This is a genomic window from Streptosporangium fragile, from assembly GCF_039534445.1.
In the GTDB taxonomy this organism is placed as follows: Bacteria; Actinomycetota; Actinomycetes; order Streptosporangiales; family Streptosporangiaceae; genus Streptosporangium; species Streptosporangium fragile.
Window position 1 is genome coordinate 35,867 of record NZ_BAAAVI010000046.1, and the last position, 11,857, is coordinate 47,723.

The following is an 11,857-nucleotide window of genomic DNA, read 5'->3' on the forward strand; positions in this document are numbered from 1 at the left end:
GGAACGGTTATTACGTTTTAATCTGGGGCCATGAGTTCGGTGAGCATCAAGGAAGTCGCAGCCCGGGCCGGAGTGTCGCCGGGGACGGTGTCCAACGTGCTCAACCGCCCGGAGAAGGTCGCCGAATCCACGCGCCGCCGGGTCGAGGAGGCCATCCGGGAACTCGGGTTCGTCCGGCACGGCTCGGCCTCCAGCCTGCGCGCCGGGCACAGCCGCACCGTCGGGCTGTCGGTGATCGACATCGCCAACCCGTTCTTCACCGACGTGGCGGCCGGCGTGGAGGAGGTGGCCAGCGAGCGCGGGTACGCCGTGATCCTGGGCAACTCCTCGGGCGACCGGCTCAAGGAGGAGCGCAACCTGCTGGTCTTCGCCGAGCAGCGGGTCCGCGGGGTGCTCATCACCCCGGCCGGGGAGAACCTCGCCAAGGTCGACCAGCTCAGGGAGCGCGGAATCAGCGTCGTCCTGGTGGACCACCCGGCCGAGCGGCCCGACCAGTGCTCGGTGGCGGTCAACGACGTCACCGGCGGCGCGATGGCCGTCTCCCACCTGCTGACCGCCGGCGCCGACCGGATCGCGTACGTCACCGGGCCCCTCACCGTCCGCCAGTGCGCCGACCGGCTGATCGGCGCCGAGCGGGCACTGGCCGCCGCCGGCCGCGACCCCCGGGCGGTCCTGGAGGAGATCCCCATGGGCGCGATGAACGCCAGGTGCGGCCAGCAGGCGGCGGAGAAGCTGCTCGCCGAGGGCCGCCTGCCGGACGCCGTGTTCTGCGCCAACGACCTGCTGGCCCTGGGCATGCTGCGTGGGCTGCTCCAGGCGGGCGTCCGCGTCCCCCAGGACGTCTCCCTCATCGGCTACGACGACATCGACTTCGCCTCGGCCTCGGCGGTCTCGCTCAGCTCGATCCGCCAGCCGACCCACCGGCTCGGCCGGGTCGCCACCGAGCTGCTGCTGGACGAGTGCGACAACCCCGAGACACACGCTCACCAGCAGGTCATCTTCCAGCCGGAGCTGGTCGTCCGCGAGTCGACGCGCTGACGGTTTCCCGCCGCCGGACACGGCGATCACGACCGCCCCACAGGGACTTTCGCCTCTGGCGCACGACCATGGAGCAGGCCAGGCTTGAGGCGCCGTGTCGAAGGGCGACGTCGACGGAGCCGGCCGGCGGACCATCATGGGCTGCCTCATCGAGGTCTGCACGATGGGGGCGGAAATGGGACACACGATCCAACTCATCGAGGAGACGCCCTATCGCTTCCGCATCGAGCGGCACGGATCGATGCGGGTGCCCGGCGTCGTACTGGCCTCCCGCGTGCTGCTTCCGGAGGACCAGGCGCTGCAGCAGGTCGTCAACGTGGCCACCCTGCCGGGCATCGTCCGGGCCTCCTACGCCATGCCCGACCTGCACTGGGGGTACGGATTCCCGATCGGCGGCGTGGCCGCCACCGACATCGCGGCCGGAGGCGTGGTCTCCCCCGGCGGGGTCGGCTTCGACATCTCCTGCGGGGTGCGGCTGCTCGCGGCCGACATCGATCGCGACCGGCTGGCGCCCCGGCTGAACCGGCTCCTGGACCGCCTCGATCATGCCATCCCCCGGGGTGCCGGGCCCGGCGCCGTCTGGCACCTGACCGGGCGGTCACAGCTCGAAAAGGTCCTGTGCGACGGCGCCCGGTACGCCGTCGAGCAGGGCCACGGCGTGGCGCGGGATCTGGAGCGCTGCGAGGACTTCGGTGGGGTCGCCGACGCCGATGTCTCCCAGGTCGGTTCCCGAGCCGTGGAACGGGGGCTGAACCAGGTGGGCAGCCTCGGCTCCGGCAACCACTTCCTGGAGATCCAGGCGGTGGAGGAGGTGTACGACGAGGTGGTGACGGCCGCGTTCGGCCTGAGCCGTGGCCAGGTGTGCGTGATGATCCACTGTGGCTCCCGCGGGCTCGGCCACCAGATCTGCACCGACCACGTACGCGTGATGGAAAAGGCGATGCCGTACTACGGCATAACCGTGCCCGACCGGCAACTCGCCTGTGCCCCGGTCGATTCTCCCGAAGGCCGCGCGTACCTCGGCGCCATGGCCGCCGCGGCCAACTACGGGCGCGCCAACCGGCAACTGCTCGGCGAGGCCACGCGGCGGGCCTTCGCGGACATCGCCGACGGCGGCCTGGATCTGGTGTACGACGTCTCGCACAACCTGGCCAAGATCGAAACACACGACGGCACGCGACTGTGCGTCCACCGTAAGGGCGCCACCCGGGCGCTGCCGCCGTATCATCCCGGCCTACCGGCCGATCTGGCCCCGGTGGGCCAGCCCGTGCTGATCCCGGGCACCATGGGCACCGCCTCCTACGTGCTCACCGGCGTTTCCGGCGGTGAGGCGTTCCACTCCACCTGCCACGGCGCGGGCCGTACCCAGAGCCGCCACCGGGCGGCGCGTTCCGTCAGCGGCCGGCGGCTGCGCGACCGCCTGGAGGCGCAGGGCATCGTCGTACGCGGTGTGACCTGGCGCGGGCTGGCCGAGGAGACGCCCGCCGCCTACAAGGACATCGACGCCGTGATCACCGCCAGTGAGGGGGCGGGGCTGTGCCGCAGGATCGCCCGCCTGGTCCCCCTCGGCGTCGTCAAAGGCTGAACGGGCAGGTCGTCAGAGGCCGGACGGGGAAAGAGGGAGAAGCCGATGAGCACCGATGCCGGCCACCGTGCCCTTCCCCACACCGCCGACACCCGTATCCAGGCCTGGGCACCGACGACGGGGGAATGCATCGCCCAGGCGGTGCTCGGCATGGCGGAGAGCTTCCTCGATCTGAGCGGCGCCGCCGCCACCGGTGAGTACGACCTTCGCGTCGAGCCCGGTGAACCTCAGGATCAGTTGGTGGCCGTCCTGGACGAGGTCGTCTACCTGATGGACACCACCGGACGGATCCCGATCGGCGTGGCAGCCGTACAGGATCAGGACCGTCTGAGCCTCCAGCTGACCATGGCCGATCTGACGGCCGTGCCCCAGACCGGGGCGGTGCCCAAGGCCGTCGCCCTGCATCAGCTGACCTTCGAACACCACGCGGGCCGGTGGACCTGCACGGTGACCCTGGACGTGTGACGCCGTCGGGCGCGATCGGGCTTTTGACCGGTACGGATACGGCGAGATCATCAAGGCGGGAGCACGCGACGGAAGACGTGAACGTGACTCGGACCGTTGGTCCCGGAACGGAAGGACTTTCGTCCCTGGCAACGCGACCCCTGCGGCGGGAGGTTGGTATCAGGCCTGTGAGACGAGCGAGGGAGTCCGACCGGAGAGCCTCCACGGAGGAACGACGGAAGGGCTGAGAGGCCGGAAAGCCGAAAGGCGGACCGACGACCCCTAGCCACCTGATCCGGACAATACCGGCGAAGGGAGAGCGCCTCACAGGTCTTCTTGTTGTGTGCACACTGTTTTGCCGTGTGCACACCGGCGCCCCGGAAGGCCCGCCGGGCCCGCCGGGGACGGAGGCCCCGGGGCGGACGTCAGGAGCGCTTGCGGGCCTCCTTGGCGGCCTGCTTGGCCTCCATCGCCGCGCGGGCGGCCTCGACCTTGGCGCTGGCGGCGTACTTGTCGACGTACTCCTGACCGGACAGCTCCATCAGCGCGTACATGATCTCATCGGTGACGGCGCGCAGAACGAGGCGGTCCTCCTCCATCCCGTAGTAGCGGGAGAAGTCGAGCGGCTTGCCGAACTTCACCCCCGGGCGGATGCCCAGCTTGGGCAGGGGGCTGCCGGGAGGCATCATCTCGAAGGTGTTGATCATCGCCCACGGGACGACCTGGACGCGCGCCTCCAGCGCCAGCCGGGCCACGCCGGTCTTGCCCTTGTAGAGGCGGCCGTCATGCGAGCGGGTGCCCTCCGGGTAGATGGCGAGCACCTGGCCCTCGGCGAGGATGCGCTTGCCGGTGCGCAGCGCCGCCTCGCTCGCCTTGCCTCCGGAGCGGTCGATGGGGACGGTGCCGACCCCGCTGAAGAAGGCCCTGCTGATCATGCCCTTGAGGCCGCGGCCCGTGAAGTAGTCGGACTTGCCGAGAGAGATCACCTTTCGCCGCAGGAAGAGCGCGCCGAAGAAGTGGTCGGCGAACGACAGGTGGTTTCCGGCCAGGATCACCGGTCCTTGCTTGGGAACGTTGTCCAAGCCCTCCACCCAGGGCCGGAAAATCAGATGGAGGAAGGGCGAGAGGATGGCCTTCACCACCCAGTAGAACACTCGATGCTCCTTCGGTTGACGGGCGGGGACCTGGAATTATCCTCCCACTTCCCGTGACAGCCACCTACCCTACGGAAGCGCCCAAAACGACCTCTCGCAAAACACGTCCCAGTCGTGCGACGATCGGTCGAACCTGACAAGGAGCCGCGATGCCAGTCATGCCCGGTGCGGAACCGTATCACCATGAGGGAGGACGGGTCGGTGTCCTGCTCTGCCATGGATTCACCGGGTCACCGCAGTCGCTGCGCCCCTGGGGTGAGCACCTGGCCGGGGCGGGCATGACCGTGGCGCTCCCCCGCCTGCCCGGTCACGGCACCACCTGGCAGGAGATGAGCCGCACCCGCTGGGAAGACTGGTACGCCGAACTGGACCGGTCCCTGGGGAACCTGCGGGGCGGCTGCGACGAGGTCTTCGTCATGGGCCTGTCGCTCGGAGGCTGCATGGCGCTGCGGCTGGCCGAGGTCCACGGCAGGGGGATCAAGGGGGTGGTGGTCGTCAACCCCTCGATCGCCAACGACGTGCCGCTGCTGAAGCTGGCACCGTTGCTGAAGTTCGTGATCGCGTCGGTGCCGGGCGTGGCCGGGGACATCAAGAAGGAAGGGGCGACCGAACTCGGCTACACTCGCACGCCGGTCAGGGCCGCAGCCTCCCTTCCCCGGTTGTGGGCGCTGACCCAGGCGGAACTGGGAAAGATCACCCAACCCGTGCTGGTCTTTCACAGCCCGCAGGATCATGTGGTGAAACCGACGAGTGTGCGTATTCTGCGGGAAAGGCTGACCGGGGGGAATCTGAATGTGGTGGAGCTCGCCGACAGCTACCACGTCGCGACGCTTGACAACGATGCCGATCGGATCTTTGCCGGGAGCCTGGAGTTCATCCAGACGTACGCGTCTGTACCCTTGCAGAGAGACTGATCGCGAGCGGGGGATGCGCGGTCTCCGGGAGAAAGAGATCGGCCGATGAGCAACGGGCCCAGCTAAGTGACACCTCAAAGCGATGAGGACGAGGTCTGGCGTCAGATCGTCGCCTCCTTCAACGACACCGCCGAGCGTGACTCGGGTGATCAGCCGTGGCCGGACAGCGAGAACCTGCCGGCCGAACCTCCGCGACGGGTGATCAAGCAGTCGGACGAGGAAGAACTCCTCCGGGAGGACGACTTCCTCGATCCCGAGCGCGACACCGGGGGCGAACAGGCCGATCCGGACGACGAGGGGCACTACGTGCCCCCGCCGCCGCCTCCGCTGCCCAAGACCGACGCCACCACCAAGATCGCTTGGCTGGCTCTGTTCGGCGGTCCCGCCTACCTGCTGCTCAGCGCCGCGCTGAACTGGCACCTGGAAGGCTGGATGCTGTTCACCGCCGTCGCCGCGTTCATCGGCGGTTTCGTGGCACTGGTGGTCCGCATGGGCGACGGCCCGCCCGGCGACTCCGGCTGGGACGACGGCGCCGTCGTCTGAACGCCGCCGCCCCGGTCGCCGCCGACCGGCCCCGCTCACCGGGCGGGACGCCTCGCACGTCCGCGGACGGGGCACCTCGCGCGTCCACGGACTGGGCGCCTCGCGCGTCCACGGGCGGAGCACCTCGCGCGGCCGCGGGCGGGCCGGTCCGAGCACGGGGACGCGAACCGCGCGCCGGAACCTGCCCGACGCGGACGGAGGACGCGAGCCGCGGCGGGCGAAGCGCGGAACCGGGGCGCCGGAGCTACGGCTTCGGGACGCCGAAGCGCTCGATCACATCGGTGTACCGGCCGGAGGCGTCGACCACGTGGCCGACGGTCCACACGGTGCCGGTGCCCGGCAGGTAGGCCACGGACTGCAGGCGCACCGTCCGGGAGGTCTCGGCTTCGGGGCCGCGCAGCGTCCTGACCGTGCGGCCGTCGTAGCGGAGCAGGAACGCCTCGCCGGGCTGCGACAGGTCGACCCCGGAGATCCAGAAGTGGCCCTTGCGGTCGCCGGTCACCCCGTACAGGCGGACGTCGCCGGCGGGCGGGGCCACGCGGGACCACCTCTTCCCGTTCCACGACAGGATCAGCGGGACGACCTCGCCGGAGCTCTGGTGGACGCCGCCGACGGCCAGCGCCCGCCTGGGCCCGTCGAGGTGGACGTCACGCAGGTAACCGCCGGGAATGTCGGGGGCCTTGAAAGTCTTCCAGCGCCCGCCGGACTGCTTCATGATCAACGGCTTGCCGTCGGCGTCGCCCACCGCCCAGCCGTCGCCCTTGGCGGACAGCGACACCCCGTACAGCGTGCCCCTGTCGGGGAGCTGCGTGAGCTTCCACTTCCCGCCGGTGCCGGTCACCACCAGCGGCTGCCTGTCGCGGCGGCCGACGGCGACCATCCGGCCCGGCACGGCCGCGACGCCGCCCAGCCAGTCGCCGACGTGCAGCTTGTCGACGATGACCCGGTCGAAGGAGGAGCCGTCTCCCCGGGCCAGGTACGGCAGGCCGTCGTGGCCCTCGCCGACCGCCCACAGCTCGCCCGCCGAGGCCGCCGCGACGGAACGGAGCAGTCCGGCCCCGGTGGGGTCGTTGCGGATACCCACCTCGTTCCAGGACGAACCGTCCCAGTGGGCGATCGCGCCGCGGCTCTGCCAGACGTCCCAGACGCTCTGCTGGCCGACCGCCCAGACGCTCGTGGCGGAGATCGCCGCCACGTCGGACAGCGATCCGTCCTTGCTGAGCCCCGCGCTGGCCGGAGCCTGCCAGGCCTCCGCCGTGGGCGGGCTGACGGGGTCGGCATGCGCGACGGACGGGTGCGAGGACAGCAGGAGCAGGCCTCCCGCGCAGAGAGCCAGCGCACGCCGCGGAAGGCGACGGGTCATATACCAAATGGTACGGGGGACGCCCCATCCCCGTGTGCAGCTCCGGCCAGTTGATGGTCACGATCGGGAAAGGCGCGCTACCGATTCTCGCGGAAGGCGCGTTTCGGATCGTCACCCGCGCCGGGATCCCGGTCGCCGATGTCGAGCGCCGGGTTGTTGCCAGTGGATGCGCCCGGTTGTTGCCAGCGGATGCGCCCGGGTTGTTGTCGGTGACCCTGTGCCCGGTTGTTCATCGGGCGGACGCAGAGGGCGGCGGGTCTTCGCTGACAGCGGCCGGGCGCTCACCACCACGACCAGGCAGATCACGCTGAATGTACACGCCTTTCTGAATTCAGGATCTCGTGTACTCTGAGGATGTGTTGACGATCGCCCCCGAGATCGAGGTCCTCGCCCGCTTCGGCCGCGCGCTGGCCGACCCGATCCGCTGCCGCATCCTGCTGGCCCTGCGCCAGGCGCCCGCCCACCCGGCCGAGCTGGCCGAGGCCCTGGGCATCTCCCGCACCCGGTTGAGCAACCATCTGGCCTGCCTGCGCGACTGCGGCCTGGTGGTGGCCGTGCCGGTCGGCCGGCGCACCCGCTATGAGCTGGCTGACGCCCGGCTCGGCCACGCCCTGGACGACCTGCGCACCGCCGTCGTCGCGGTGGCCGCCGACGCCGAGCGCACCTGCGCCGACGCCGAGCAGGAGGGCTGCTGCTGATGGCCACGATCTCCCTTGGTCCCGCCCCGGCCCGCCACGCCGTCCTGACCCGGCGCATCCGGATGCTGGTGGCCGCCACCATCACCTACAACCTCATCGAGGCCGCCGTGGCCATCACCGCCGGCTCCCTGGCCTCCTCGGCGGCGCTGATCGGCTTCGGCCTGGACTCCGTCGTGGAGGTCACCTCGGCCGCCGCGGTGACCTGGCAGTTCTCCGCCGCCGGCCACGAGCGGCGGGAGAAGACGGCGCTGCGCGTCATCGCGGTCTCGTTCTTCGCACTGGCGGCCTACGTCAGCGTCGAGGCCGTCCGGGCCCTGCTCGGCGCCGACCAGGCCGAGCACTCCACGCCCGGTCTGGTCCTGGCCGCGCTCAGCTTGGCGATCATGCCGCTGCTGTCGTATGCCCAGCGCCGTACCGGCCGCGAGCTCGGCTCGGCCTCGGCGGTGGCCGACTCCAAGCAGACCCTGCTGTGCACCTACCTGTCGGCGGTCCTGCTGGCCGGCCTGGCGCTCAACAGCGCCTTCGGCTGGTGGTGGGCCGACCCGATCGCCGCCCTGGTCATCGCCGCGGTGGCGGTCAAGGAGGGCCGCGAGGCCTGGCGCGGGGACACCTGCTGCGCCCCGGCCGCCGCCCCGACCCCCGCCGCCGCCCTAACCCCCGCCTCCGCCGCCCTGGTCCCCGCCTCCGCCGTCGCATCCGGCTCCGGGTGCGGCGACGGCCGCTGCACCACCGGAAAGGAATGATCGTGGCCGTTGCCGCGCTCGTGCTGTACCTGGCCGCCCTGACGTTGGCCTTCGGCTGGCGCACCGTGGTGCACTGGCGCCGCACCGGTGACAGCGGCCTGCGCCTGGACGCCGGTCCGGCCGGATCGGTCGCCTGGTGGGCCAAACTGGCGTTCCTGACCGCTCTCGCCCTGGGCCTGGCCGGCCCGGTCGCCGCCATGGCCGGCCTGGCGAACCTGGCCGCCCTCGACCACCCGCCGGTAGCGGGCGCCGGAGTGGTGATCGCCCTTTCCGGCACCGCGGCCACGCTGGCCGCTCAGCTGGCCATGGGCGCCTCCTGGCGGATCGGCGTGGACGCCGGCGAGCGCACCACGCTGGTCACCGGCGGGCCGTTCGCCCTGGCCCGCAACCCGATCTTCACCGCGATGATCACCACCAGTGCCGGGCTGACGCTGATGGTGCCCAACCCGGCCGCGTTCCTCGCTCCGGTGGCGCTGCTGGCCGCCATCGAGCTGCAGGTACGCGCCGTGGAAGAGCCCTACCTGCTGGCCGCCCACGGCCACGCCTACCAGGGGTACGCCGCGCGGGTGGGCCGGTTCGTGCCCGGCCTGGGCCGCCTGCCCGGCCCCACCGCCGCGCGAGCGGCCGGATCACCGCCGCATCCCGGCCGCTGACAGCATTCCGCCCCACAGCGAAGGAGGACCTCGCGGGCAGCGACCACGCACCCGGTCACGGACAGGTCAGCACCACCGGCCGGCACCGCAACCACATGATCGGCGTGCTGGTCAGCTCCGCTGACGACAACCGTGCGCTCAACAGTCGAGATCGGCGACCACCGGGAGGTGGTCCGTGGCGGCCGCCAGGTCGGCGGGGTCGGCGTCGACTCCACCGCAGGAGATCACCGGCAGGCCCGGCATCGCGAAGATCGCGTCGATGCGCTTGTGCGGGCCCCTGGCCGGGAAGGTGAAGCCGTCGCCGCGCGGCGAGACCGGATAGCAGTCGGTCAGCCGCTCGGTGAGGTGCTGCCAGCTGGGCCGGTCCGACTGCTCGTTGATGTCCCCGGCCAGCACCGGCAGCGCGCCGAATCGGTCGGCCGTGGCCTGCAGGAGCGCCAGCGCCTCGGCCGCGTGACACCGCCGGGCGGTCTCGTCCAGGTCCAGGTGGATGGAACCCACCGCGACCCGCCGCCCGCCGGCCTCCACCACGGCGATCGCGATGGCGCGCCGCTCCAGGCCGAAGAAGGACTCCAGCAGGTGCCCCTCGCCGTGTAGCACCTTCACCCCGGGTCCGGCCAGCACGGCGACGCCGCCCCTGCGGCGACCCGCCGCCACGGTCAACCCGCCGAATGCCGCCAGCCTCCCGCGTCTGCGGCGCCAGCACAGGAAGCGGGGCGCCTCCTGCACGCAGAGCACGTCGGCGCGGAGGGCGGCGACGACCCGCCCCAACGCCGCGACGTCGTCCCTCATCGAGCGGACGTTGTAGCTGGCGACCCTGAGCACCACGGAGGGTTGCCTCTCTTCGGGAAGCGTGCCGTGACGTAACCGCGCGGTACCCACCCCACCGGCTCCCACACCTGACCCGCAGGGGAGGGTGCCCCACGCGCCCCGGCCTTCCGGAGCCCGGGACGGCGGCCGGATCGCCGCCCATGCGGCCCGCGCCACGGCCCCGGCGTACCCGCCACCAGGCCGGCACCCCGGACCGGGTCGGCGTCTGCGGGCCGGGTCAGCGCCTACGGGTCGGGTCGGCCTCGCGGGCCGGGTCAGCGCCTACGGGCCAGGTCAGCCGCGCCGACCAGACCGGCGGAGGCGCCGAGCTCGGCCAGGCGGATATCGGCCAGCGGGCGGTGTCCTCGCCCGGTCAGGGAACGGGCGAAGGACTCGCGGGCCTGGTCGATCCAGACGTCGGAGGCGTTCGACACGCCGCCGCCGAGGATGAAGCAGCCCGGGTCGAGGACGGCGGCGAGGTCGGCCAGGCCCTGGCCGATCCAGCGGGCGATCCAGGAGAACGCGGCCAGCGCCACCGGATCACCCTGCCGGGCGGCCTCGGTGACCTCGTTGCCCTCGATCCGGTCGGGGGTGCCTCCGGCGATCTCCAGCAGCGTGGCGGCTCGCTCCGGATCGGTCCGGGCCATCCTCCTGGCCTCCTCGACCAGGGCGCTGCCGCTGGCGTACTGCTCCCAGCAGCCGACGTTGCCGCAGCCGCACAGGCGCCCGTCGGGGACCGTCTGCATGTGGCCGAGCTCGGCGCCCATGCCCCAGCGGCCCCGGTAGAGCAAGCCGTCGAGGACGATGCCGCCGCCGATGCCGGTACCGACGGTCACGCACACCACGTGGCTCTCGCCGCGACCGGCACCGAACCTGGCCTCGCCCCACGCCATCGCGTTGGCGTCGTTCTCCACCACCACGGGCAGGCCGACGAGGTCGGACACCTTCTTCTGCAGGGGTTCCTCACGCCAGGCGAGGTTGGGAGCGAACCGCACCACGGACCGGGTCTCGTCGACGAACCCGGCGGCGCCCAGGCCCACGGCCTCGATCTCCCGGCTCTTGGCGAGCTCCAGGATCGCGTCGGCGATCGTGTGGGCGACCTGATCGGGATTCTCGGCGGGGGTCGGCCGCAGAAGATGCTCGACGATCCGGCCGTCCTCGTCGACGACCCCTGCCGCGACCTTCGTACCGCCGATGTCAACACCGATGGTCAGCGCCATTGTCCATTCACCCTTTCCCCCTGGGCTCACCCCAGGTCGATGTGCTCCACGGGGGTTTCCTCTCGTCCGCGCTCCCGTTCCCGGCGGTCCGGCGAGGATTTGTTCAGCCCGTCGACGGCCGACTTGAACGCGGCGAGCAGCTCGGTCCCGGCCTGCATGAGATGGTCGGCGACGGCACCGCCCGACTCGCGCTGGGCGGCCATGGCGCGGCAGACGGGACAGGCCCGGCAGATGTACTCCTCATGCTCGGAGACCGCCTCCTCCCACACGTCCCGGCTTCGCTCGCGACCGCCCCCGGAGAACGCGCTGCCGAGTCCGGTCATCGTGCCTTTGATCAGGTTTTTGCGCAGCTCCCTGGCGGCTTTGCGCTGGAGGGTGTCGAAGAGTTTGAACGCCTCCTCGGTGGCGGTGCCCAGCGGGTCGTTCACGCCCGCCGTCCGCTCGCCGCCCGGAGACCGCCGGCCGTGGCCGGCGCGCTCCTCGGTTCGCGGCCGCTCGGCGCGCTCGGACCGCCCCGCGTGCTCGGGCCGTTCGGCGCGAGGCGGCCGTCCGGCGGGCTCGGTGCGGGGAGACCTCGCGGTGCGCCACGACCTCGTCTCGCGCGCCGCCCGCTCGGCGCGCTCGAACCACGCGGCACGCGCCGCGCGCTCCGCCTCATCACGCTGAGCCTGCGCCACACGCTCCGCCTCATC

At 71.7% G+C, this 11,857-nt stretch carries 13 protein-coding genes; 8 read left to right on the forward strand and 5 right to left on the reverse strand.

Going from position 1 to position 11,857, the window contains the following annotated elements:
* The first annotated feature begins 30 nt into the window (after nt 1-30).
* The 3 genes from ABD841_RS26910 to ABD841_RS26920 all read left to right on the forward strand — a co-directional run bounded on the left by ABD841_RS26910 (nt 31) and on the right by ABD841_RS26920 (nt 3,088).
* Nucleotides 31-1,038 carry a LacI family DNA-binding transcriptional regulator gene (locus ABD841_RS26910; RefSeq protein WP_344977629.1) on the forward strand — a complete coding sequence of 336 codons (1,008 nt, stop codon included), beginning with the start codon at nt 31-33 and terminating at the stop codon, nt 1,036-1,038.
* A gap of 94 nt (nt 1,039-1,132) precedes the next feature.
* Nucleotides 1,133-2,623 carry an RtcB family protein gene (locus ABD841_RS26915; protein WP_344977632.1) on the forward strand — a complete coding sequence of 497 codons (1,491 nt, stop codon included), beginning with the start codon at nt 1,133-1,135 and terminating at the stop codon, nt 2,621-2,623.
* A gap of 45 nt (nt 2,624-2,668) precedes the next feature.
* Nucleotides 2,669-3,088 (forward strand): archease, encoded by a 420-nt coding sequence (locus ABD841_RS26920; protein ID WP_344977635.1) that lies wholly within the window; start codon nt 2,669-2,671, stop codon nt 3,086-3,088.
* A gap of 404 nt (nt 3,089-3,492) precedes the next feature.
* On the opposite strand, the gene ABD841_RS26925 is transcribed toward ABD841_RS26920, so the two are convergent.
* A complete protein-coding gene (locus ABD841_RS26925; RefSeq protein ID WP_344977638.1) occupies nt 3,493-4,221 on the reverse strand; it encodes a lysophospholipid acyltransferase family protein in 729 nt (242 codons plus the stop codon).
* 149 nt (nt 4,222-4,370) lie between these two features.
* Here ABD841_RS26925 and ABD841_RS26930 point away from each other — a divergent pair, with 149 nt between their 5' ends.
* On the forward strand, nt 4,371-5,135 hold the full coding sequence (locus tag ABD841_RS26930; RefSeq protein WP_344977641.1) for an alpha/beta hydrolase: 765 nt from the start codon (nt 4,371-4,373) through the stop codon (nt 5,133-5,135).
* A 66-nt stretch (nt 5,136-5,201) separates the two neighbouring features.
* Complete coding sequence (locus tag ABD841_RS26935; protein WP_344977644.1) at nt 5,202-5,678, forward strand: hypothetical protein; 477 nt, start codon at nt 5,202-5,204, stop codon at nt 5,676-5,678.
* Between the two features lie 244 nt (nt 5,679-5,922).
* On the opposite strand, the gene ABD841_RS26940 is transcribed toward ABD841_RS26935, so the two are convergent.
* Nucleotides 5,923-7,041 carry a hypothetical protein gene (locus ABD841_RS26940; protein WP_344977646.1) on the reverse strand — a complete coding sequence of 373 codons (1,119 nt, stop codon included), beginning with the start codon at nt 7,039-7,041 and terminating at the stop codon, nt 5,923-5,925.
* Nucleotides 7,042-7,397: 356 nt separating this feature from the next.
* On the opposite strand from ABD841_RS26940, the gene ABD841_RS26945 reads away from it, so the two are divergent.
* From ABD841_RS26945 to ABD841_RS26955, 3 genes are read left to right on the forward strand one after another with little or no spacing between them, the layout of a single operon-like run.
* Complete coding sequence (locus tag ABD841_RS26945) at nt 7,398-7,739, forward strand: ArsR/SmtB family transcription factor (protein WP_344977649.1); 342 nt, start codon at nt 7,398-7,400, stop codon at nt 7,737-7,739.
* On the forward strand, nt 7,739-8,482 hold the full coding sequence (locus tag ABD841_RS26950; RefSeq protein WP_344977652.1) for a cation efflux transmembrane domain-containing protein: 744 nt from the start codon (nt 7,739-7,741) through the stop codon (nt 8,480-8,482). Before ABD841_RS26945 ends, ABD841_RS26950 begins: the two co-directional genes overlap by 1 nt.
* 2 nt (nt 8,483-8,484) lie before the next feature.
* A complete protein-coding gene (locus ABD841_RS26955) occupies nt 8,485-9,135 on the forward strand; it encodes a methyltransferase family protein (protein ID WP_344977655.1) in 651 nt (216 codons plus the stop codon).
* A gap of 138 nt (nt 9,136-9,273) precedes the next feature.
* Here the strand turns inward: ABD841_RS26955 and ABD841_RS26960 are convergent, their stop codons facing one another.
* From ABD841_RS26960 to ABD841_RS26970, 3 genes are all read right to left on the reverse strand, one after another.
* Entirely contained in the window at nt 9,274-9,963 is a 690-nt protein-coding gene (locus ABD841_RS26960) for an endonuclease/exonuclease/phosphatase family protein (protein ID WP_344977658.1), read from the reverse strand.
* Between the two features lie 257 nt (nt 9,964-10,220).
* Nucleotides 10,221-11,165 (reverse strand): ROK family glucokinase, encoded by a 945-nt coding sequence (locus tag ABD841_RS26965; protein WP_344977661.1) that lies wholly within the window; start codon nt 11,163-11,165, stop codon nt 10,221-10,223.
* Between the two features lie 26 nt (nt 11,166-11,191).
* Nucleotides 11,192-11,857: DUF5304 family protein (locus tag ABD841_RS26970; protein ID WP_344977664.1), on the reverse strand; the 666-nt coding region annotated here is incomplete at its 5' end.

Bases quoted from the DNA above. Each gene is read 5' to 3' on its own strand.
- ABD841_RS26940 (WP_344977646.1), bottom strand. From the start codon at position 7,041: ATGACCCGTCGCCTTCCGCGGCGTGCGCTGGCTCTCTGCGCGGGAGGC.
- ABD841_RS26920 (WP_344977635.1), top strand. From the start codon at position 2,669: ATGAGCACCGATGCCGGCCACCGTGCCCTTCCCCACACCGCCGACACC.
- ABD841_RS26910 (WP_344977629.1), top strand. From the start codon at position 31: ATGAGTTCGGTGAGCATCAAGGAAGTCGCAGCCCGGGCCGGAGTGTCG.
- ABD841_RS26965 (WP_344977661.1), bottom strand. From the start codon at position 11,165: ATGGCGCTGACCATCGGTGTTGACATCGGCGGTACGAAGGTCGCGGCA.
- ABD841_RS26950 (WP_344977652.1), top strand. From the start codon at position 7,739: ATGGCCACGATCTCCCTTGGTCCCGCCCCGGCCCGCCACGCCGTCCTG.
- ABD841_RS26930 (WP_344977641.1), top strand. From the start codon at position 4,371: ATGCCAGTCATGCCCGGTGCGGAACCGTATCACCATGAGGGAGGACGG.